The sequence below is a fragment of the Nocardia sp. NPDC005998 genome (genome assembly GCF_040614395.1).
GTDB lineage: Bacteria > Actinomycetota > Actinomycetes > Mycobacteriales > Mycobacteriaceae > Nocardia.
Genome location: NZ_JBEXUI010000004.1, coordinates 36,482 through 58,132, shown reverse-complemented (window position 1 = coordinate 58,132; position 21,651 = coordinate 36,482). Strand labels below are relative to the sequence as shown.

General features: G+C 65.8%; 18 protein-coding genes and 2 pseudogenes. 13 read left to right on the top strand and 7 right to left on the bottom strand.

Going from position 1 to position 21,651, the window contains the following annotated elements; translation table 11 throughout:
• The first annotated feature begins 189 nt into the window (after positions 1–189).
• The 4 genes from ABZ293_RS08660 to ABZ293_RS08645 are packed head-to-tail and all read left to right on the top strand — an operon-like array spanning position 190 to position 3,947.
• Positions 190–1,458, top strand: coding sequence for a class I SAM-dependent methyltransferase (locus ABZ293_RS08660; protein WP_355178668.1), 1,269 nt, complete (start codon positions 190–192; stop codon positions 1,456–1,458).
• Positions 1,455–2,234 carry a glucose-1-phosphate cytidylyltransferase gene (locus ABZ293_RS08655; protein WP_355178666.1) on the top strand — a complete coding sequence of 260 codons (780 nt, stop codon included), beginning with the start codon at positions 1,455–1,457 and terminating at the stop codon, positions 2,232–2,234. The genes ABZ293_RS08660 and ABZ293_RS08655 overlap by 4 nt, the downstream gene beginning before the upstream one ends.
• Positions 2,231–2,881: a PIG-L family deacetylase gene (locus ABZ293_RS08650; protein ID WP_355178664.1), complete on the top strand. Its 651-nt coding sequence runs from the start codon at positions 2,231–2,233 to the stop codon at positions 2,879–2,881. The genes ABZ293_RS08655 and ABZ293_RS08650 overlap by 4 nt, the downstream gene beginning before the upstream one ends.
• 16 nt (positions 2,882–2,897) lie before the next feature.
• On the top strand, positions 2,898–3,947 hold the full coding sequence (locus tag ABZ293_RS08645; protein WP_355178662.1) for an SDR family oxidoreductase: 1,050 nt from the start codon (positions 2,898–2,900) through the stop codon (positions 3,945–3,947).
• Here the strand turns inward: ABZ293_RS08645 and rfbC are convergent.
• On the bottom strand, positions 3,910–4,485 hold the full coding sequence (rfbC, locus tag ABZ293_RS08640; RefSeq protein ID WP_355178660.1) for a dTDP-4-dehydrorhamnose 3,5-epimerase: 576 nt from the start codon (positions 4,483–4,485) through the stop codon (positions 3,910–3,912). The genes ABZ293_RS08645 and rfbC overlap by 38 nt on opposite strands.
• Positions 4,486–4,499: 14 nt before the next feature.
• Between rfbC and ABZ293_RS08635 the strand changes: the two genes are divergently transcribed.
• A complete protein-coding gene (locus tag ABZ293_RS08635; protein WP_355178658.1) occupies positions 4,500–5,609 on the top strand; it encodes a methyltransferase domain-containing protein in 1,110 nt (369 codons plus the stop codon).
• 100 nt (positions 5,610–5,709) lie between these two features.
• Positions 5,710–6,345 (top strand): MspA family porin, encoded by a 636-nt coding sequence (locus ABZ293_RS08630; RefSeq protein WP_355178656.1) that lies wholly within the window; start codon positions 5,710–5,712, stop codon positions 6,343–6,345.
• A 65-nt stretch (positions 6,346–6,410) separates the two neighbouring features.
• Here the strand turns inward: ABZ293_RS08630 and ABZ293_RS08625 are convergent, their stop codons facing one another.
• The 6 genes and pseudogenes from ABZ293_RS08625 to ABZ293_RS08600 form a co-directional block, all read right to left on the bottom strand.
• On the bottom strand, positions 6,411–7,577 hold the full coding sequence (locus ABZ293_RS08625; protein WP_355178654.1) for a hypothetical protein: 1,167 nt from the start codon (positions 7,575–7,577) through the stop codon (positions 6,411–6,413).
• A 39-nt stretch (positions 7,578–7,616) separates the two neighbouring features.
• A complete protein-coding gene (gene trpB, locus ABZ293_RS08620; protein ID WP_355178652.1) occupies positions 7,617–8,852 on the bottom strand; it encodes a tryptophan synthase subunit beta in 1,236 nt (411 codons plus the stop codon).
• Positions 8,853–8,930: 78 nt separating this feature from the next.
• Positions 8,931–9,032, bottom strand: a pseudogene (locus ABZ293_RS08615) (hypothetical protein); the annotation flags it as partial.
• Positions 8,995–9,831 (bottom strand): glycosyltransferase family 2 protein, encoded by an 837-nt coding sequence (locus tag ABZ293_RS08610; protein ID WP_355178650.1) that lies wholly within the window; start codon positions 9,829–9,831, stop codon positions 8,995–8,997. The pseudogene ABZ293_RS08615 and the gene ABZ293_RS08610, both read right to left, overlap by 38 nt.
• 6 nt (positions 9,832–9,837) lie before the next feature.
• Positions 9,838–11,190 (bottom strand): polysaccharide pyruvyl transferase family protein, encoded by a 1,353-nt coding sequence (locus tag ABZ293_RS08605; RefSeq protein WP_355178648.1) that lies wholly within the window; start codon positions 11,188–11,190, stop codon positions 9,838–9,840.
• A 114-nt stretch (positions 11,191–11,304) separates the two neighbouring features.
• Positions 11,305–11,964 carry a TetR/AcrR family transcriptional regulator gene (locus ABZ293_RS08600; RefSeq protein ID WP_355178646.1) on the bottom strand — a complete coding sequence of 220 codons (660 nt, stop codon included), beginning with the start codon at positions 11,962–11,964 and terminating at the stop codon, positions 11,305–11,307.
• A 77-nt stretch (positions 11,965–12,041) separates the two neighbouring features.
• On the opposite strand from ABZ293_RS08600, the gene ABZ293_RS08595 reads away from it, so the two are divergent.
• The 7 genes and pseudogenes from ABZ293_RS08595 (at position 12,042) to ABZ293_RS08565 (ending at position 21,628) form a co-directional block, all read left to right on the top strand.
• Positions 12,042–13,853, top strand: coding sequence for an FAD-dependent oxidoreductase (locus ABZ293_RS08595; protein WP_355178644.1), 1,812 nt, complete (start codon positions 12,042–12,044; stop codon positions 13,851–13,853).
• Between the two features lie 203 nt (positions 13,854–14,056).
• On the top strand, positions 14,057–15,133 hold the full coding sequence (locus tag ABZ293_RS08590; protein WP_355178642.1) for a glycosyltransferase family 4 protein: 1,077 nt from the start codon (positions 14,057–14,059) through the stop codon (positions 15,131–15,133).
• Positions 15,130–16,281 (top strand): annotated as a pseudogene (locus ABZ293_RS08585) (glycosyltransferase family 4 protein); the annotation flags it as partial. The gene ABZ293_RS08590 and the pseudogene ABZ293_RS08585, both read left to right, overlap by 4 nt.
• Positions 16,282–16,477: 196 nt before the next feature.
• Complete coding sequence (locus tag ABZ293_RS08580; RefSeq protein ID WP_355178640.1) at positions 16,478–17,896, top strand: lipopolysaccharide biosynthesis protein; 1,419 nt, start codon at positions 16,478–16,480, stop codon at positions 17,894–17,896.
• Positions 17,893–18,909, top strand: a complete 1,017-nt coding sequence (locus ABZ293_RS08575) for a glycosyltransferase (protein WP_355178638.1) — start codon at positions 17,893–17,895, stop codon at positions 18,907–18,909. Before ABZ293_RS08580 ends, ABZ293_RS08575 begins: the two co-directional genes overlap by 4 nt.
• A complete protein-coding gene (locus ABZ293_RS08570; protein WP_355178636.1) occupies positions 18,906–20,318 on the top strand; it encodes a hypothetical protein in 1,413 nt (470 codons plus the stop codon). Before ABZ293_RS08575 ends, ABZ293_RS08570 begins: the two co-directional genes overlap by 4 nt.
• Positions 20,309–21,628, top strand: a complete 1,320-nt coding sequence (locus ABZ293_RS08565; protein WP_355178634.1) for a Wzz/FepE/Etk N-terminal domain-containing protein — start codon at positions 20,309–20,311, stop codon at positions 21,626–21,628. Before ABZ293_RS08570 ends, ABZ293_RS08565 begins: the two co-directional genes overlap by 10 nt.
• Positions 21,629–21,651 lie beyond the last annotated feature (23 nt).

Here is a 21,651-nt window from a genome sequence, read left to right as displayed (position 1 = left end):
TCGAACTGTTTGCCACTCGAATGCCACCCCCCGGAATAGCCCCAAAATCGTCCGGAAACCGCTACCCTCCAATCGATTTGGGGGGCAATACGCAAGCGATTCGTTGTAACGTCTCACTTGATCGCAGCGACGTGCTGGGCATGCCGGTTATTCGCCGGATGACCCACGCGGCAGGAGGCAGGGGCCAGGATGCGTTGTCGACTTTGTGAATCCGAGCGTCTTTCGAGCGTGCTCGACCTCGGGGCCACACCGCCGTGTGAGAAGTTTCTGGCGGCGGACGAACTCGATCTTCCGGAGCCGACCTACCCGCTACATCTGCGAATTTGCGATGACTGCCTACTGTTGCAGATCCCCGCATTGATCACACCAGAGGAAACCTTTACCGAGTACGCATATTTCGCATCATATTCCGATAGTTGGGTCGAACATGCCGAAGTTTTCGTTTCCGAGGCCGTCGAAAGATTGAGCCTGCAACCCGATTCGTTCGTGGTCGAGGTCGCGAGCAATGACGGCTACCTGCTGCGCCACGTCGTCGCCGCGGGCATACCGTGCCTCGGCATCGAGCCCTCGGTGAATGTCGGTGCGGCCGCTCGCAAGATCGGCGTGCCGACCGAAACGGCGTTTCTCGATGAGGAATTCGCCAAGCGGATCCGCGGCCAGCACGGGCCCGCGAATCTGGTGGTCGCCAACAATGTCTACGCGCACGTCCCCGACCTGCGCGGTTTCACCCGCGCACTGCGCGAGCTGATGGCCGATGACGGCTGGCTCTCGATCGAGGTGCACCACGCGCTGAACCTGATGGAACTGGCCCAGTTCGACACCATCTATCACGAACACTTCCAGTACTACACGGTGCTCTCGGCCCAGCGTGCACTGGCAACGGCCGGATTGACCGTGGTGGATGTCGAACTGCTTGCCACACACGGCGGTTCGATCCGCCTGTGGGCCCGCCCGGAGGCGGTCGCGGATGCGCCGAGCCCCCGGGTGCACGAGGTGCTGCGGCGCGAGCAGGCCGCGGGCCTGCACCGGGTCGAGGGCTACCAGCATTTGGAGTCCAGCGCCCGGCATGTGCGTCAGGAGCTGCTGCGTTTTCTGCTCGACGCACAGGCCCAGGGCAAACGGGTGGTCGGCTACGGCGCGCCCGGCAAGGGCAACACACTGCTCAACTATTGCGGGATCCGTACGGACTTACTGCACTACGTGGTAGATAGAAATCCCTATAAGCACGGGCGATTCACCCCGGGCACCCGGATCCCGATCTATCCGACCGCACGCATCGATCTCGATCGACCCGATGTGGTGCTGGTCCTGCCGTGGAACCTCGAAGCCGAGATCTCCGCACAACTGCGCCATATCGCCGAGTGGGGCGGCGAACTGGTCTATCCACTACCAACTCTGCACAGCGCGGTGCTCGGGGAATCGAATAACGCTGAAACGAGGGGAAGGCACGCACGATGAAGGTTGTGCTGTTCTGCGGCGGCTATGGGATGCGCATGCGCGACGGCTCCGACATGCTCCCGAAACCGATGCAACTGGTCGGTCCGCGGCCACTGCTCTGGCATGTGATGCGCTACTACGCGCACTACGGCCACAAGGATTTCATCCTGTGCCTCGGCTACGGCGCCGAGCACATCAAAGACTTCTTCCTGACCTATCAGGAGTCGGTCTCCAACGACTTCGTCATCCGCGATGGCTCGGTGGAGCTGCTGCGCACCGATATCAGCGACTGGTCGATCACCTTCGTCGACACCGGCCTGGACTCGGCCATCGGCGAGCGGCTGCGCCGGGTGCGCCCGCATCTCGAGGGCGAGCAGACCTTCCTGGCCAACTACGCCGACGTGCTCACCGACGCACCGCTGGACGAGATGATCGAGCGCTTCACCGCCTCCGGCGCGGCCGCCTCGATGATGGTGGTACCGCCGCAGCAGTCGTTCCACTGCGTCGATATCAAGCCCAATGGCGAGGTCAAGGAGATCCGCCCGGTCTCGTCGATGCCGCTGTGGGAGAACGGCGGATACTTCGTGCTCAGCCATGAGGTGCTCGATCTGCTGCCGCCCAGCGGCGATCTGGTGGCCGACGCGTGCGGCAGGCTCGCCGGGCAGGGACGGCTCTACGGCTATCAGCATCTCGGCTTCTGGAAGCCCGCCGACACCTTCAAGGAACGCGCCGAACTCGACGCCGCGTACCGGTCCGGCATCCGGCCGTGGATGGTCTGGGAGAAGCAGTTCGCATGATCGCCCTGACCACCGGGCCATTGCACGAAATCGCGATACTCGGCGCGCACTGCGACGATATCGCGATCGGAATGGGCGCGACGCTGCGCACGCTGACGCACCGGTACCGCGGACTTCGGGTGCGCGCGCTGGTGCTCTCCGGCGCGGGCACGGTGCGTGAGGACGAGGAACGCGCCGCACTGGCCGCCTTCTGTCCCGGCGCCGAACTCGAGGTGACGGTGCTCGATCTGCCCGATGGTCGCGCCCCGGCGCACTGGGATCGGATCAAACAGGCGCTGTCCACCTTTCGCGCGGGTACCGAGCCGGATCTGGTCTTCGCACCGCAGCGCGGTGACGCGCATCAGGACCATCGGCTCCTCGCCGAACTCGTGCCCACCGAATTCCGCGACCATCTGGTGCTCGGCTACGAGATCCTCAAATGGGAGACCGATACGCCACACCCGACCGTATTCGTTCCGATATCAACGGAATTCGCCGAGGAAAAGGCGCGGCTGCTACAGAAGCACTACCCTTCACAAGTGGGGCGGGACTGGTTCGACGGGCAGTCGTTCACCGGTCTGTCCCGGCTGCGTGGGGTGCAATGCCGGGCTCAGCATGCCGAAGCATTCATTGTCGACAAAGTTGTCGTCGGTTTCGAGCTGTCATGAAAACTGGAGACACGGCATGCGCGTTCTGCTCACCGGACATCAGGGTTATCTCGGCACGGTCATGGCTCCGGTGCTACGCGCCGCGGGGCATGAGGTGGTCGGACTCGATACGGGATTCTTCGCCGACTGCGTACTCGGTCGACTGCCGGATGATCCGCCCGGGCTCGCGGTCGATCTGCGCGATGTGACCGTCGAGCAGCTCACCGGATTCGATGCGGTGATCCATCTCGCGGCGCTGTCCAATGATCCGCTCGGCGCAGTCGATCCCGAAATCACCTATGCCATCAATCATCACGCGTCGGTCCGACTGGCCCGACTCGCGAAAGACGCTGGGGTGCAGCGGTTTCTGTACGCCTCGACCTGTTCGGTGTACGGCGCGGCGGGCGACGAACTCGTCACCGAGGACGCACCGCTGCGCCCGATCACGCCCTATGCCGAGAGCAAGGTGCGCGTCGAGGACAATGTCGCCGCACTCGCGGATGACGACTTCACACCGGTATTCCTGCGCAACGCAACGGCATTCGGCTTCTCGCCGCGGCTGCGCGCGGATATCGTGCTCAATAATCTGGTCGGGTACGCGGTACTCACCGGCGAGGTCAAGGTGCTCTCCGATGGGACACCGTGGCGGCCGCTGGTGCATGCCGCCGATATCGCCGACGCCTTCGCGGCCTGTCTGACCGCGCCGGTGGCCGCGATCAACTGTCGGGCATTCAATATCGGCACCGAGGCGAACAATCTCACCGTCGCCGATATCGCCAAGGCCGTGGTGGACGCGGTGCCGGGTTCCCGGCTGTCCATCACCGGTGAAAGCGGCGCGGACCCGAGGTCCTACCGCGTCGATTTCTCCGCTGCCCGTTCGGCTCTCGGCTACCACGCGACATGGACGGTGGCCGCCGGAGCCGAGCAGCTGTCTCGCGAATACACCGCCAGGGGACTGACCAGTGACGACTTCTTCCGCCGGTTCACCCGGCTGCCGCATCTGGAGAAATTGCGACAGACCGGGGTGCTCGATGCGTCGATGCGTCGGATCAGCGCCCCTCCGGCAGAGCTGCCCGCACCTTCGTGAACAACTGTCGCCAGCTGCCCGCGGCCCGGTCGCGGGCGGAGACGACGGTGACCGGCAGCGGCCATGCGATGGCCAGATCCGGATCGTCGTAGGCGACGCCGATATCCTCGGCCGGATCGTGCGGGCGATCGATGCGGTAGCAGACGTCGGCGGTGGCGGTCAGCGCCTGGAAGCCGTGCAGGAAGCCCGGCGGCACATACAGGTGCCGGAATTCGGTGTCGTCCAGCCGAAACGCCTGCTGGCGTCCGAAGGTCGGCGAGGTGGGCCGGATATCGACGAGGACGTCGTGCACCGCGCCATGCGCGCAGCGCACCAGCTTCGCCTCACCCCGCCCCGATCGCCCGTGCATGCCCCGGATCACCCCGCGCGCCGAACGGGATTGCGAATCCTGCACGAACGCGGCCGCGATTCCGGGTGCGCCGAGGTGGACATCGAATTCGGTGGCGTCGAAGGTACGGGTGAACAGGCCGCGCTCGTCCCGGAACGGTTCGGGCACCAGCACCAGGACATCGGCGAGATCGGTCTGTTCGATGCGCACCAGGCCATCGTGACATGAACGGCACGGTCATGGGTCGCGGTTGCCGGGGCTGCCGCGGTACCGAACTCACCCCGGTGCTCGATCTCGGCAAGGTCCCCGCCGCCGACCACTTCCCGCTCGCCGGGAGCGCGATCGACGCCGCGGAGATCGCACATCCGCTGCGCATGGATGTGTGCGGTGCCTGCGGGCTGGCGCAATTGGCCGAGGACGACACCCGCACCGAGGAGCCGCGCGGTATCGAACCGCAGGCGCTGCGCGATCAGGCCGCCGACGCCGTGGCGCGGGTCGCGCGCGCCGGATTGTTGCGCGGGCACACCGTGCGCGAATTCGGCAGTCCGCACGGTGGGACCTGGCTGCCATTACTCGTCGAACGCGGATTCGCGGACGTCGACGGCGTCGCCGATGTGGTGCTGGACTGCTTCGGCATCATGCACGAACCCGATCAGCGGGCCGCCTTCGCGCAGCGGGCCGCCGCCACCGCGCCGACCGGCGTGCTGCTGCTCCAGTACCACTCGCTGGCCACCATTGTCGCGGCCGGTCAGTGGAATGCGTTGCGGCACGGGCATTTCGCGTACTACTCGCTGGAGGCGCTGCAGCGGCTACTGAAGGCCGTGGGAATGAGCGTGGCGATGGCGTGGCAGTTCGATCTGTACGGCGGCACGGTGCTCATCGGCGCGGTGCACGGTGCGGCGGAACCGGATGATGCTGTGCGCGCCGTTCGCGCCGCGGAGTCGGAGCACACCGATCTCGGTGCGCTGCAGGGCCTGCAGCGCACGACCGACCAGCATGCCCGGCTCTTGCGACACTGGCTCGACGCGATGGCGGCGCGTCGCAGGCGGGTCTACGCCTATGGCGCGGCCTCTCGTGCGGTCGCGCTCTTCAGCCTCGCCGGGGTACACCGCGGGCTCATCGCCGCGGTCGCCGATGCCTCGCCTGCGAAACAGGGCCGCCGGATGCCCGGTACCGATATACCGATCATCTCCCCCGCCGAACTCGTCCGCGCCCAACCGGATTTCGTGCTGTTGACCTTGCGCGATCTGCTCCCGGAGGTCGGTGCCAGGTTTCCCGAACTCGACGGCCGCTGGGTCGTCGATGACCCGGCTGGTCCTTCGGAAGGGCGGTGACAAATGCTGTGAATTCGCTGCGCCGCAGTGGGGTTCGTCGTCGGCGCCGCGCGTTTTGCTGTCAAGACATCTGTTATTGGGGAACAAGGGGAAATACCTGATGAGGGAGAACACGCTCCGTAGTCGGAGTCTGCGCGCGTTCGTTTCGGCCTCGGTAATGGCCTTGTTGCTGGCCTTTACCACGGGCGCCGCATCCGCGGCAATCGACAGCAGCAGTCAGATAGTCGACCGGCAGGATCGCACGGTCGAGGCGATCCAATCCGATACCCGGATCGATTTCGTGCCACCGTTGGACGGCAACCCGCTGACCCGCGAGTGGTTTCACAACGGCGAGGCCGCCTACCGCGTCACCGGGGCGAACGCCCAGGACTGGTCGGGCCACATCACCATAGGCTATCAGGTCGGATATCCGGCCACGGTGAACGGGCGGATCAGATTCCAGTGGTACACACCGGATGTCGGCGTCGATCTCGGCGGCGCCGACGGCGCGGTGCTCAAGCTGGGCGGTCTGATCCCGCGCGCGGGCGTCGAACTCGAGGTCGGCTTCGGTCCGGGAATCCAGACCTTCGAGTGCACGGGCGGTGATGTCTTCGGCGCGGAAGGCTTCATTCGGATGTCGGGCTTCCACGGCACCATTTCCGGCGTCCTCGGGCAAACCACGATTCGTCCGTTCGTGCGGGTGATCAGCGCCAATGGTGATGCGATCTACACCTACGGCAGGCTCTGGACGATCTGATCAGGCGACGAAACGCGTTGTGGCGCCTGAGGTTCGGGCGCCACAATGCCTTTGCCGACCATCGATCAGCGGAACTCGTCGCCGATTTCGGCGAACAGCACGCGGGCATCGGCGCCGAAGGTGATGGCGGCGGAATACAGTGTTGCAATCGCCGCGGCCAATGGGTCGGGATCGGTGGCGTGTTCAATGGCGCCGAGCGCGAAGGAAGGTCGATGCACGGGCCCGATATCGAAGGGATTCGACTCCGACCGCACCGGTTGACCGATCGTCGCGACGAACTGGCGCGATTCGTCCTCGACCGCGCCGAACTCCTCGTCGTGCAGTCGGTCGAAGGCGGTCTGCATGTCATCGAACGGCGCGGGTAGCGGCCGTCCGTCCCGCAATGCCGCCAATGCCGGTGCCACCCAGGATCTTTCGGCGATCGCGGCCAGTTCGCAGGCCTTGACGGCGCACCTATGAGCCAGCCGCCGCAAGGTCGGCTCGTCCATGGCGGCGATCGCCTCGACCAGCGGGCGATCGAAACCAGCCAGCTCTGGAGCCGAAAAGTATTCGCGCAGTTTTGGTATCGGATCGCCACCCCATTCCGCGCGCTCGGCCGCCACCCGCTCCGCCGCCAGCTCACCGACGGTCAGATATCGCGTGCCTTCGGAGTCCATAACGGCGACCCATTGCGACTCCGGGTCCTCCTCGGTATCGGTTCGCTCCGGTATCGGCACATTTTCGGGAATGCCATACCCGGGCATATCCCACTGTTGGTGCGGCAGGAGGTCGCCACCGTCATCGGGCCATAGCCGAATCCGCCAGACATCGCCGGGCGTGGTCGAACCCGGCCATCCGTAATTCACGAATCCGCGACCACTGACCTCGATCAGATAGTCCCCCGGCGGAACCGGACACTGGTCCGCCCAACCATCGGGCGGTGACGAGATATTCAGTGCCCCATCGGAATCCACCCGCAACCGACCTTCACATACCTGTTGCCACTGCTCGCGATCATCCGGCGGCCTGCCGGTCCACACCTGCACCGCGATGGACATCTCGAAATTGTTCTGATGCGGGCTCAATACCACCAGCATGGCGCCGTCCCCTGCGCACGGTTGCGCGGCTTGCGCCTGCTCGAGCAGGGGCAGTTCGGAATCCGGATCACCGAAGCCACCGTCCAGGCAGAACTGGCCGTAATCCATCATCAGCTCGACCGTATGCTCGGCAATCCGGCTCACCCCGTTGGTCATTCGGCCATCCTGGCATACGGCGGCCGATCCGCGAACCGCCTATCCGGCCAACCGTTCCGCCGCGATCGCGAGATCCTTATCGCCACGCCCGGACAGGCCGAGCACAACGATCGAGTCGGCCGGAAGCTCGCCCTGTTCGGCCAGTTCGAGCAGATAGCCGACAGCGTGGGCGGATTCGAGGGCGGGAATGATGCCTTCGGTGCGGGTAAGGGCATGCAGGCCGCGCAGGGCCACGGCATCGGTGGCCGCGCGGTAGGCGACGCGACCGGTGTGCTTGAGGTAGCTGAGTTCGGGGCCGACGCCGGGATAGTCCAAGCCCGCCGCGATGCTGTGCGTCGGCGTGACCTGGCCGTCGTCGTCCTGGAGGAGATAGCTGTAGGCGCCGTCCATCTCGCCCGGACTGCCCATATTGAGCGTGGCGGCATGCTGACCCGTTTCGACACCGAGGCCCGCGGCCTCGACGCCGATCAACCGGACCGCCGGATCGTCGACAAAGGGGTGGAACAGGCCGATGGCATTGCTGCCGCCGCCGACACAGGCCACCAGGTAATCCGGCAGTCGGCCTTCGGATTTCAGGATCTGGGTCCTGGTTTCCTTGCCGATCACCGTTTGCAGATCGCGCACGATCATCGGATAGGGCGCGGGTCCGGCCGATGTGCCGAACAGGTAGTGGGTGGTACCGAGGTTCGAAACCCAGTCGCGCACCGATTCGCTGATCGCTTCCTTGAGTCTGCGGCTGCCGGTCTCCACGGGACGCACTTCGGCGCCGAGCAGGGTCATTCGCATGACATTGGAGGCCTGTCGCCGCATATCGTGGGCGCCCATATAGATGACGCACGTCAGTCCGAGCATCGCGCATACGGTCGCGACCGCCACACCGTGCTGACCGGCACCGGTCTCGGCGATGATCCGTGTCTTACCCATCCGCTTGGCCAGCAAACCCTGTCCCAGCGCGTTATTGATCTTGTGCGCACCGGTATGCGTCATATCCTCGCGCTTCAGATACACCCGCACCCCCGGCACCGCCAGCGATCGCGCAAAGCGCGGTACCTGGTGCAGCAGCGTCGGACGACCCACCCGGGTGCGCAGCAATTCGCCGAGCTCATCACGGAATCCGGAATCGGTGCGCGCCAGCGCATACGCCTCTTCCAGCTCCAGCAGCGCGACCATCAGGCCTTCGGGCACATATCTGCCGCCGAATTCACCGAAACGCCCCCGCTCATCCGGGAGTCGGCCCGATAGCAGGGTGCCATGCGATACATGATCAATAACCATCCACATCAACGCTTCCTGCCGCGAGACCCCGCCCCTTGTTCTACTTCGTCTCGCCGGATCGCGCGCAGCCGCAACGGATTAGTTAACGGTTTCTTTAGGTAGTGGATACGTCATACACCGCGCCGCCACGCGAAGTTCGATATCAGACCAGCAGGTCCGGGCGCTTGCGGACGGTGGCCACCGTGCGGACCCGCAGGCGGTGCAGCGCCGCCCTGGCCAGCCGGGCGTCACCGGCCAGTACGTCGCCGCGGTGGACCAGATCCGGATAGTCGTTGGCGATGCGGTGGTGGAAGCGGTACATATCGGTCAGCTTGCTGACCGTGGAGGTTTGGCTGCACAGGTTGAAGGATGAGTTGCGCCAGGCCGCCAGGATTTCGGTCATGCCGAAGAAGACGCCGAAGGACGAGACCCGCGCGAACAGGTCGACGTCCATGGGAAACACCAGATCACCGCGCAACCCGCCGACACGGTCGTAGTGCTCGCGATAGAACATGGCCGCGGCGGTCGGGCCGAAATCCGCGGGACCGCGGCGGACGATGGTCCGGGCCAATGTGCGCGGGGTCTGCCTGCCGAGCAGACCGGCCAAGCCGAGGCCGGTCTCCAGCACGGCCCCCGCCTCGTCGATCACCTCGAAGCGACTGGAGGAGATGGCGATCGATGGATCCGCCATCACCGCGAGCTGTGTGGTGACGGCATCCGGTCGCAGCACATCGTCCGCGCAGACGACCTTGACCAGTTCGCCGGTACAGGCGCGGATCGCCTTATCCCAGTTGTCGCCGATATTCAGCACGATGTCATTGCGCAATAACCGGATTCGTGGATCGTCGAAGGACTTCGCTACCTCCGAGGTGTCATCGGAGCTCGCATTGTCCAGGACGACCAGTTCGAATTCCGCGTCCTGATCGAGAATCGAACGCAGGGTAGTCGCGAGCGTCCGGCCGGAGTTGTAGGCGGGCACACATACCGACAGCGTTGTCACGACAGTCTATCCCCCTGATCGTTGCACCGGCCGGACCGGTCCGTTTTCCACCAATCCGAAAACTCGTTCCAATCCGCTCCGGCCCGCATCGATCTGGTCGACGGCCCGCTGTTGCAGCGGATCCCGGAGCGCAGGTGCATCGTCCCACAGCTCGTCCAGCGCCATGGTCAGTTCTTGTTCCAGTTTGGGATCATTCAGGTGCACCACCCGCAGACCGGTCCCGAACATCTGCGCCAGCCCGTGGAATTTATCGTCGTAATACTCCGAGGCCGTGATGCCGACGGCCGGAATGCCCTGCGCCAGTGCGAAGACCGCCAGATGGTAGGCGCTGGTCACCAGCACCCGACACCGCCCGACCTGCCGGGCCACATCGGCTGGGGTGCCGCCGCGACCGACCGGCGGCAGCGGCTTGGCCGCGCCCACCAGCAGCGGCAGCGTCGAGAGCCGATCCTCGGAGGCGTATTCGGAGATGATCAGCGGCACCAGTCCGGCATCCAATTCCGCGGCGCGGGTGCGCACCACCTGCCCGACAATTCCCTGCGCCTCCAGGCTGACCTGCGCGTAGTCCGCGACGCGCAGACATACTCCGATATCGGCGCCGATCCTGGCATCGCGGCTGCGATAGGCGAATTCCACCGCGTCATCGCCGGTGACCAATATCCGGTCCGACGCGACACCGAATTTGCCGAGCAGTTCCGGGCCGCGCCGCCCCTCACGCAAGGCCACGAAGTCGACCTTCGGCAGCACCTCGGCAGCTCGCCGTACCAGATATGGGTCACGCACGGGCCCCATGCCCTGCCCGATCAGCGCCGTCGGAATGCCGAGCGCAGATGCGTATTCCAGCAGATTCAGGGTGCGATGGGCCTGGTAGCGGTCGACATCGGTCAGATAGCCGCCGCCGTTCGCGAGCACCAGCGACGCCTGTTCGACCGCCGCGGGGATCTCCACCGGAAATTCGAGTTCCGGTGCCACCGAATCCTCCTGCGGGTCCGCGGTGTCGCCGCGTCCGCGCGCGCGGATCGCCCGCAGTCGGTCCTTGGGTCCGTCGGTGTTCGCCCGCCACCACAGCGCCGCCGGTCCGACCAATTTCGTTCCGGCCGTGCGATTCAACAATCCGTGCCAGCCGTCGGAACCCCAACTCCACTCGGGGCCGCAGATCGGCTCGGCCTCCGGTACCAAAGCCCGCAATACGCCGGGCTGATGGGTCAGCACGCCGATGCGCGCCCGCGGCCACCGCGCGCGGATGCGCTCGACGGTGATGACCATCATCGCGATATCGCCGCGATTGCGTAGCCAGTATTCGCCGTTCTCGACCAGCACCCGTATCTCGCGCTCGGCGATATCATTGCGCTCAGCCACAGACCCCGTGGTCCCCACTGTCCTAGTCCCTCCCGCTGGTCCCCCGCGGGTCGGTCCGTGCCGGGCACGAACTCGATGTGGAATCTACCGCACCCGAGAGATGTCGGCCACTCGCTAATCCGTTGGGCGCTTGGATATCTGGCCCTGGTAGACCGCACGCAAAGATGCCGCGGCGAAGTCGGCGCAATAGTCGATGAGATCGTCGATCGGCACGTCGAGGCGACCCCCCTGTTTCTCGACGATCACCCGCTCCAACATGCCGACCACCGAGAGCGCAAAGATATCGATGATCTCCGCGGGCGGCCGATCATCCGGACGCGCCTGGGTGGCCGTGGCCGCGACCAAACGGGCGAAGCGCCACAACGCTTCTCGCATCCGAGGTTCGGCCCCGGCCGCGGCCGGTTCGACGAAGACGATGCGCAGCTTGCGCGGATCCTGTACCAGCGCAGTGAGATACGTGCCGATACCGGCGCGCAGCTTGCGGCTGCCGCGTGCCGGTGTGGCCTCGACCGCGGCGGCCACCGCCGCGAACAACTCGTCGATGACCTGGTCGAAGACCGCGGCGAACAGTTCCTTATTTCCGGCGAACGATTCATAGAAGTACCGGTCGGTCAGCCCGGCCGCCCGGCACAGATCCTTCACCCCGGTCGCCGCGTACCCGCGCGTGCCGAACAGTTCCAGTCCGGCTTCGAGGAGTTTGCCGCGCCGCGCCGCGACTCGATCCTCGGCACCCACACCGCCGTAGGTCCGCACCGGGCGTCGCTGCATTGTCATCTTCGCATTGTCTCCCATGCGGAACCGCTGATCTGATAAATATGACGATCGAGATCGTCAGTTTTAGGGGGCGCGCAGTGCCAACTCGAGATCGGGACAACCAGGTCAGCAGGCGCACACTGCTGCGCGGCGCGGCCATGGCGGCGGGCACCGCGGGATGGGCGGCATCGACCGCGAGCGCGCCGGCACAATCAGCGCCGCGCCGCCGAAACGGCCCGGCGCGCAATACCGTCGCGGTGCTCGGCGCTGGCATCGGCGGTCTGACCGCGGCTCACGAACTGGTCGAGCGCGGCTTCGCGGTGACTGTCTTCGATCGCAAGGAACTCGGGGGCAAATCCCGCACGATCCCGCTGCCCGGCACCGGCGTCGGCGGTCGGGCGCCGCTACCGGGCGAACACGGTGCACGCGGATTCACCTCGTTCTACCACCACGTGCACGATACGATGCGCCGCATTCCACTGCCGGGAACCCGGAAGTCGGTGTACGACAACCTGATTCCGTTCTCGGTGAGCGATCCGCGCTATCCGCGCTCGGGCGATCTGCCCGATGGCTTCCCGCTCATGTTCGGGTTCTATTTCGATCCCGCGCAGGCACTTACACCGGAGGGATTGCAGCGCATCCTGGTCGAGGTGTTCATGAAGAACGATCTCGTTCCACTGCCCGAGGCGATATATATGGCCGGGCGCGTCGTCACTTATCTGACCTCTAGTGAGGAGCGCCGCTTCGGCCAGTGGGAGCACGTCAGCTGGTGGGACTATGTGGGCGCGGCACAGCGATCCGCACAGTTCCAGGCATTGGCCGCCACCGGTCTGACCCGCGCGCTGGTGGCCGCCAAGGAGTACGTGGCCAGCACCAGGACCATGGGCAACATGATGGAGGGCTTCTTCATCGCACTGCTGCAAGAACTGACCGGTGGCCCGAAGGTCTACGAGGTGCTCAACGGCCCGACCAATGCGGCCTGGCTCGATCCGTGGATCGCGCTACTGGAAAGCCTTGGCGTGCAATTCCGGCCCGGACACGCACTCGAGGAATTCGTGGTGTCCGACGGCCGCATCGGCGGCGCGCGCATCCGCCGCCCGAATGGTGCGACCGAGCTGTTCGACGCGGATTGGTATGTGTGCGCGGTGCCGACCGATCGGGCGCGGCGGCTGTGGTCACCGGAGATCCGCGCCTTGGATCCGGGACTCGGCCGCATGGACGCGCTCACCGTCGACTGGATGAACGGCCTGCAGATGTTCGTCACCGAGAAGCTGGACCTCGGCAAGGGCTACAACATCTACCTCGACGCACCGTGGCGGCTGACCTCCTATACCCAGCGCGCGTTCTGGAATGTCGATTACGCGGCGAAATACGGCGACGGTTCGATCGTCGACGGCCTCACCATCGATATCGCCGACTGGGATACTCCGGGCATCCTGTTCGGCAAGACGGCCAAACAGTGCACCCGGGCGGAGATCTACCAGGAAACCTGGGCCCAAATGACCGCGGCGCTCAACGACGACGGCAGAATTCAGCTGCCGGAGGGAATCGTTCGCGAGTGGATGCTCGATCCCGGTATCACCTGGGCGGACGGCCGGAATGTCAATGATGAACCGCTGCTGGTGAATACGATCGGCTCCTGGGCCGATCGGCCGACCGCGCAGACGCGGATCCCGAACCTCTTCCTGGCCGCCGATTACGTTCGGACCAACTTCGATCTGGCCACTATGGAGGGCGCCAACGAGGCGGGCCGGACCGCGGTGAACGCACTGCTGGACGCATCCGGCTCCGGCGCGGCCCACGCCCAGTTATTCACCCGCGATTCGATTCCGGCCTTCGAACCGTTCCGGCAACAGGATGCCGCGCGCTACCGGGCCGGGCAGCCGAATCTATTCGATCTCGGCCAGTGACTGCGGCCGGTCGGTCGGAGGGCGGCCGACCGGCAGCAAACTGGTCATTCGCCCTGATCGCAGATGATCTCTACGCCCGACCGGGCGCACCGAACTCCCCTACACTGTTGCGCGGGAAGCGAGTTCAGGTGGCGGACTCGCCCCAGCATCGCCAGGAGTAGGGGGCCGCGGTGACGGCAGCAACCGGGGCACTGCGTGTGCATATGACGGGTTCAGAATGGTTCTCAACGGCCCCCGGCGGACTCAATCGATACTTCACCGAACTGTTCCATGCACTCGCGCGGCAACCGGAAGTAGCGATGTCGGCGTCCGCGTTCGGTGCGGTCGGCCCCGACGATCCGCCCGGCGCGCGGTCATGGGGGTCAACCGGCGGTTCGACCATCGCCCGGGCCCGCACCGCATTTCTGGAGCGGGCCGAACTGCACCGCGCGGATGTGCTGGATCGACACTTCGCGCTCTACGGTCCCGCGGCCCGCACCCGCGCCGGGCGGGTGCCGCTGGTGGTGCACTTCCACGGACCATGGGCCGCCGAGAGCAGACTCACCGGACAAGGTGAACTCGGCGCACGAGCGAAGTATCTGCTCGAGCGGATCCGCTACGCGGGCGCGGACCGATTCGTGGTGCTGTCCAACCATTTTCGCGACGTACTCGGCCTCGACTATCGCGTGCCCGCCGATCGGATCCGGGTCATCCCGCCCGGTGTCGATCTGCTGCGTTTCCGCGCCTCGCCGATACCGGCCGGCCCCCACCGGACCGTCCTGTGTGTGCGCAGACTCGAGCACCGCATGGGCATCGATACCCTTTTGCGCTGCTGGCCGGGCGTGGTCGCCGAACATCCGGATGCCCGCCTGGTCCTGGTCGGAACCGGTGGCGCCGAAGCCGAATTGCGTGCCCAGGCCGCGGGCACCGGACTGGGCGAATCGATCACCTTCGCGGGCAATGTCGATGACCAACAGCTCACCGAGCACTACGAACAGGCCGAATTCACCGTTGTCCCGACCACCGCCCTGGAAGGATTCGGGCTCATCGCCCTGGAATCCCTGGCCGCGGGGCGGGCCCCGATCGTCACCGACTGTGGCGGACTGCCGGATTCGGTACGCGGACTGGATTCTTCACTGATCGTGCCCGCCCGCGACGCCGACGCACTCGGCGCGCGAATTGTGGCCGCACTCAACGGCACGCTGCCCACACCCGAGCAATGTCGCTCGCACGCAGAAACTTTCTCATGGGATGTCACAGCGCAGCGCCATCTCACGATGTATGAGGAATTAAGGCGATGACCCCATCGAGGACGACCAAGGCCCTCTTCCTAGCGCATACCGCGGCGCCTTCCGGTGCGGAACTGGCGACGCTGCGGTTGCTGGCCGCACTGCGCGCGATGCGGCTCATCGACGTGGCACAGATCTATACGGAGGACGGTCCGATGGTCGAACGCATGCGGGCACGCGGGGTCGATACCCGCGTGCTGCGTGGCGGATTCGACAGCCGCGCCATGACCATCGGGTCCGGTCCGCTGCGCCTGCTCGCCGGATTCGCGGCACTGCTGCGGCTGGGCTGGACCCTCGGCGCGACCGCCCGCGAACTCGGTGCCGATGTGCTCGTCGCCGAGAGCACCAAGGCGTTGGTGATGGGGTCGGTGGCGGCGCGGCGCGCGGGCATTCCGCTGGTATGGCAGGTACACGACCGGATCGCGGTGGACTACTTCGGCCGACTGCCGACCGTAGTTATCCAGCTGCTCGGCAGATTGATAGCGCGCGGATATATCGCCAATAGCCGAACCACATTGCGCACCTTGCGGATCGGGCGCCGCCCCGCCGTAGTGGCGTACCCGGGTCTGGAATTCGGCGACGACACCGAGCGCGCGCCACAACGCGCACCGACCGAAACGGTGCTCGCTGCCGTCGGGAGGCTGACGCCGTGGAAGGGCCAGGATGTGCTGCTGCGCGCGATCGCGGCAGCGAAAGTGCCACCGCGGCACGTTTTCATCATCGGCGGCACCTTCTTCGATGAGGAGCCCTACCGCGCCGAACTCGAACGGATGGCAACCGAACTCGGGCTACCGGTGACCTTCACCGGACACGTCGAGGACCCCGGCCGCCATCTGTGCGCCGCCGATATTCTGGTGCACTCCTCGGTGCTCGCCGAACCGTTCGGACAGGTCGTGGTCGAGGGCATGCACGCGGGCTGCGCGGTCATCGCCTCTGGTCCCGGCGGACCCGCTGAAATCGTCGAATCCGGCGTCAACGGATTGCTCGTCGACGGCGGCGACCAGCACCAACTCACCACCGCACTCGACACCCTCATCGGCGACCCGGCTCTGCGCACCCGCCTCGCCACGGCGGGCCGCATCCGAGCCAGAGATTTCGACATCGAGGAATCGGCGCGCACAGTCGCAGAATTTCTCGACACCGTCACCACTCAACGCAACGGCGCTGAATTGAATCGGCGGCGCTCGCGGGGCCCTACGTGGTTACGCTCCGCTACCGCCTCCGGAACCGTCGCTCCCGTCGCTGTGTCGAATCCGCGGCGCTCACGGGGCTCTACATGGTTACGCTCCGCTACCTCCTCCGGACCCGTCGCTCCCGCCGCAGAGGGCCAGCAGAATCCGCAGGAACGGACTCCGCATGTCTGAACACGAACACGTCGCGGACCAGCCGTCGCCCACCACTCCGCCGACACCGACCGCCACCGGCGGCGCCCACCGCAGGGCAGACCACGGCGCACCCGGCGGCGGCCTGCACCGATCGCACGGTTTCGCCGCGGTACTGCGCGATATCGGCTACGTCACCTTCGGCAAGTACGGGCAGTACGTCATCACCATCGTCACCGTTCCGCTGATCGCGCGGGTGCTCGGCGCCAACGGACTCGGCCTGCTGGCGATCGGCATGTCCTCGTATTTCATCGGCTCGCTGCTGGTGGATCTCGGCATCACCTCGTTTCTGGCCGCGCGCGTACACGATTCGCGGGAACGCGATGGCGACAGCGCGCGGCTGCGCGGCATCAATCAGCTGCGCGGCGACTATCTGGCCATCCGCACGACCACCCTCGGCGTCATCGGGATCGCGTTGCTGCTGAGCCTGGCCGCGAGCGCGCCGGTTCAGGTGGACATGATTCTGCTGGGTCTGTTCGCGGGCGGATTCTGGTCCGTCTCGGAGGATTGGCTGCTGATCGGGCAGGGCCGGTTCGGGGCCAGCACCGCTTACCAAGCGGTCGGACGAGTCGGTTATCTGATCTTGCTCGTCGGGCTGCTCCCCCGCATGCCGAGCGCTCAGCTCGCGCTGCTGTGCCTGCTGATCTCTTCGGTGCCGACCGTGGCGCTGACTTGGTGGGATTCGTTGCGCACCTTCGGGCTACCCGCCCGTCCGCGGCATTACAAGAGCGTATTGCGCACGGGCGCACCGGTTCTCGCCTCGCGAGTGCTGGTGACCACCTATGGTCAGGGCGCGGCGGCGGTGTACTCCGCTGTGCTGGACACGGTTTCGCTCGGCCTCTACTCGGCGGGCGATCGGCTCGTGCGCGCCATCCAATCCACCTTGGACCCCATCGGTTTCGCGCTGCTGCCCCGAATGGCGCGGCGCAGTACCGATCACCGGTTCTGGCGGCATGCGCTCATGGCGTTGGCCGCGTGCGTCTGTGTCGCGACGGTCGCGGCCGTGGCGGTGTGGCTGGCCGCGCCGCTGCTGATCCGACTGGTCTTCGGCGACGAATTCACCGGGGCCGTCGGGTTGTTGCGGGTCGAGATCTTCATGCTGCCCGCGACCACGATCACCTCGTTCGTCACCACGGCACTGCTGCCGGTGCGCCAGGACACCACCGGCGTGCTGATCGGCGCGGTTCTCGGCACCTGCGTGGCGGGAATCGCGCTGTTCATCGCGTTTCGCACGCATTCGGTGTGGACGCTGGTCTACGGGAGTGTGCTGGTCGAATTCAGCACGGCGATCTGGTATCTCGTCCGGGTTCGGACCCTCATCGTGCGCGAACGCACGGCATCGGTGTCCGTGGAACCGGCGGTGGTACTGATGCGCGAGGAGGGGACCTCTTGAAGATCCTGTTCATCGGGGACGACTGGGTCGGCAGCAATGCGCGCTCGCTCGCCGATGGCTTCCGGCAGGCGGGACACGAGGTGGTCGTGATCGACTCCACGTCGGTCACCCTGCCGACGCGGCTCTCGCCACCATGGGTCTACGCCAAGTTCGCGCGGCGCCGCGCACCCTGGACCGTCACCGAGCTGCACGGCGAAATCGACCGTGCCGCAACGCAATTTCGTCCGGATATGGTCTTCGCCTTCAAGGCCGTTCATCTGAACCAGCGCAGACTCTTGGATATTCCGGCACGGCTGCATGTGCACTACAGCCCGGACGATGTCGCCAATCCTGACAACATCAGCTCGGAATATCTTGCGCACGAACCGGATTGGGATCTGATCGTCACCACCAAGCGGCACAATGTGCCCGAACTGCTGGAACGCGGCGCAAAGGCGGTCGGTTTCGTCCGCAGTGCCTACGATCCGGCGTGGCATTACCCGGCGGCGCGCGGGCGGACGCCGCGATACCTGGTCGGCTTCATCGGCGTCTGCCGCGCCGATCGCCGCGCCGAAATGGTCGCACTGGCCCGCGATTACGGTGACCGAGCGCTGGTGCGTGGTCCGGGCTGGCGGCGGGTTCCGGAACTGCGCACCACCCGGGCGGCGGTGGGCGGTCCGGTGTACGGGTCGCGATATTCGGCGGTGGTCGCCGATATCACCGCGAATCTGGTGCTGCTCAACTCCGATAATCGCGACACCCATACCTGCCGCACCTTCGAAGTGCCCGCCGCGGGTGGACTTTTCGTCGGCGAGCGCACCGACGAGCACGCCGAACTGCTGCGCGATACCGTCGAATGCTTCCTGTTCACCGAGCCGGCCGAATTGCGCGAGATCCTGGACTGGTGCGCGCGGCATCCGGAGCAGGCGGATGCGATGGCCGAGGCCGGATACCGGCGGATCGCCGACGGCGGGCACCGCTATGTCGATCGTGCGCGCGAGATCATGGACGCGTTGGGGGCGGCGCGGTCATGACCGCCTACACCGAAATCATCGCCATCGCATGCGCGCTGGTCACCGTGGCAGTGGCCGCGGCGTGGGCGCCCAGTGTCGCACGGGTTTTCATCATCGCGCAGGCCGCGTTCTGGTCGCTGTCCTACCTCGCGCGTCCCCTGGTGCTGCTGGCGGTGCAACCCGAACCGCACTACGGCGACAATGTACCCGATCCGCGACTCGCCGAACTCGGCTACGACCGCGGCATCGCCCTCGTCCTGCACCATGTCGTCTTCGGGCTGTGGGTATACGCGATACTGATTGTGGGATATGCGATCTGGTCGCGACACCATCCGATCCCGGCGGCGCCCGCAATGAGCGTGAACCCGGACTTCGTGCCCGCGCTCGCCACCATCTATGCCATCGGCCTGCTCGGGCGCGGCGCGTCCTATGCCACCGGATCCATCGGTCACGCCGGTGATGTCGACAGTGCCAATCCGATACTCAACTTCGTCGGCATCCTCGCGACCGTCGCTGCGCTCGGGCTGATCATCTTCATCCGGCCGACCCGGCCGCGGACCACCGCACTGCTGATCGGCGCGCTGCTGGCCGGTGAGTTGATATGGACGGTGGTCGTCGAATCGAAGACCCCGATCCTCGGTGCCGCGCTCGCGGTGGCGGTCCGCTTCGCGATTCTGGGCTGGACCAAGGCCAAGGTCGTCGGTGTGCTGGCGATTGCGGTGCTCGGTATCGGCGGCTTCGGCTGGTTGCAGTCGTTCAAGACCACCGAATCCGGCAAGGCCGAGGCGGTCATGATCAGCTCGGCCTATCCGCCGACGGTGCGACCGTTCCTGAGCATTCTGCGGCGCTTCGATCTGCTCGAGGCCGCGACCGATGCCTACTACCACGGGACCGGATACTGGCTCACACCCGCCGAGGAGTTCCGGCACGCGGCGCTGAGTCTGATCCCCACGCAGTTGCTGGGCGCTCCGAAATTCCAATCCGGCACCGCATGGGCCAATGACATTCGGGGCGCGTCGGTGGATATGACCCGGGTGCAGGTGTCGCTGGCCGAGGGAAATGTCAACGAGGGCTACGTCGTCGGCGGCTACACCGGCATCGTCGTCAGCGTCGGATTCACTTTCCTGCTACTGCTCGCCTGGGCCAAAGCCCTCTATTCCCGCTACTTCCCGGTGGTGGTGCTGGCACTTGCGCTGACCGGAGCCTCCTCGCTGTTCGAGCGCGGAATTCTGGGCAGCATGGAGGCGCTCGGCAAATTCTTGCAGGCAGCCGTGCTGGCGACGCTGATCTATCTGGTGGTCGAGGAGTATCGGCGCCGCGCGAAACCTCGCGCGCCGAAGGCTCCGGCGCCGAATCCGCGAGCACCGGCGCAGCCGCCGCAACAGCCATTGGTCGTCATCGGGAAAAAAGGATCCGAATCATGGGATTGATCGATTACTGGCATATCGTGCGCCGCCGCTGGCTGCTGATCCTCGCTGTCATGGTGCTGTGCCTGGTCGCGGCGGTCGGCTATACCCGCAACCAGCCGAAAAACTATGTGGCCACGAGCAGTGTGTACGTCTCGATGGCGACCGGAACCTCGGTGAACGATTCGTATCAGGGTGGACTTGCCGCCCAGCAGCGCGTGCGTTCCTATCTCGATCTTGCCACCAGTGCCAATGTGGCCAAGCGCACCATCGATGACCTCAGCCTGAAGATGTCGGTGGACGAACTGCGCGGCAAGATCACCGCGGCCTCGCCGCCCGCCACCACACTGATCGTGTTCTCGGTCAAGGACAGTACCGCCGAACGCGCTCGTGATATCGCGAATACCGTTGTCGCGCAATTTCGTCAGTTGATCGCCGAACTCGAATCCATCGAGAAGGACGCCGCACCCGCGGCCAGGGCCGAGGTCGTCGACCGCGCCGAGCTGCCATCGGGTCCCAGCGGCCCGCAGTCGACCCGGCTGCTCGCACTCGGCCTGCTGGCCGGACTCGCACTCGGCGGGCTCGCCGCCTTCGTCCGCGATCGCACCGACCGCAAGTTGCGCACATCCAATGATCTGGAAGCGGTACTGGCCACCCCGATTCCGGGTTTGTCACGTTCCGGTGCGCCGGTGCCGATCCTCGGCATCATCGATATCGGCCGTCCCGGTGCCGTCAACGAAACTCGAAGGCTGCGAACGCGTTTGCAACGCAATGGCGAGGCAACCACGGTACTGCTGTCCAGTCTGTCGGCGCGATCGGAACCGGAGATCGCGATGGCACTGGCGAAATCGTTCGCCGATACCGGCCACCACGTCGTCTACATCGACGCCGACACCTCCGGTCACGGCGGATCGCAACAGGTCGTCGCCGGGGCGGTGCCCGGACTGGCTGGCGTGCTGCGCGGGTCGATACCGGTCACCGACGCACTGACCGGCTGGCCAGAGGCCGGAATGACGGTGCTGCCGCTGGGCGAGGTCGATCTACACACCGTGGATCTACTGGCCTCCGACCGCTTCGCGGCCGTGGTCGCCAAGCTGCGCACCGATTACGACCATGTGGTGATCCAGGCCGCGCCGGTCGCACATGCCGCCGACGCGATCGCACTGGCCCCGCTGTGCGAGCACACCGTAGCGGTGGTCGAACTCGGTACGAGCACGGCACCGCAAATACGTGGCGCGCTGGCCACATTCGGGGACAGCCCGCTCACCGGAGCGGTCGCGTACAGCAAACCGGGTACGGGATTACAGCGGCTGGTGGGGAGGCTGCGCATATGAGTTCTGCATCGCGAAGCGATTCG

Coding starts and splice junctions, on each gene's coding strand:
- ABZ293_RS08645 (WP_355178662.1), top strand. CDS start 2,898: ATGCGCGTTCTGCTCACCGGACATCAGGGTTATCTCGGCACGGTCATG.
- ABZ293_RS08660 (WP_355178668.1), top strand. CDS start 190: ATGCGTTGTCGACTTTGTGAATCCGAGCGTCTTTCGAGCGTGCTCGAC.
- ABZ293_RS08655 (WP_355178666.1), top strand. CDS start 1,455: ATGAAGGTTGTGCTGTTCTGCGGCGGCTATGGGATGCGCATGCGCGAC.
- ABZ293_RS08570 (WP_355178636.1), top strand. CDS start 18,906: ATGACCGCCTACACCGAAATCATCGCCATCGCATGCGCGCTGGTCACC.
- ABZ293_RS08635 (WP_355178658.1), top strand. CDS start 4,500: ATGAACGGCACGGTCATGGGTCGCGGTTGCCGGGGCTGCCGCGGTACC.
- ABZ293_RS08650 (WP_355178664.1), top strand. CDS start 2,231: ATGATCGCCCTGACCACCGGGCCATTGCACGAAATCGCGATACTCGGC.
- ABZ293_RS08565 (WP_355178634.1), top strand. CDS start 20,309: ATGGGATTGATCGATTACTGGCATATCGTGCGCCGCCGCTGGCTGCTG.
- trpB (WP_355178652.1), bottom strand. CDS start 8,852: ATGGTTATTGATCATGTATCGCATGGCACCCTGCTATCGGGCCGACTC.
- ABZ293_RS08580 (WP_355178640.1), top strand. CDS start 16,478: ATGTCTGAACACGAACACGTCGCGGACCAGCCGTCGCCCACCACTCCG.
- ABZ293_RS08625 (WP_355178654.1), bottom strand. CDS start 7,577: ATGACCAACGGGGTGAGCCGGATTGCCGAGCATACGGTCGAGCTGATG.
- ABZ293_RS08600 (WP_355178646.1), bottom strand. CDS start 11,964: ATGACAATGCAGCGACGCCCGGTGCGGACCTACGGCGGTGTGGGTGCC.
- ABZ293_RS08590 (WP_355178642.1), top strand. CDS start 14,057: ATGACGGGTTCAGAATGGTTCTCAACGGCCCCCGGCGGACTCAATCGA.
- ABZ293_RS08630 (WP_355178656.1), top strand. CDS start 5,710: ATGAGGGAGAACACGCTCCGTAGTCGGAGTCTGCGCGCGTTCGTTTCG.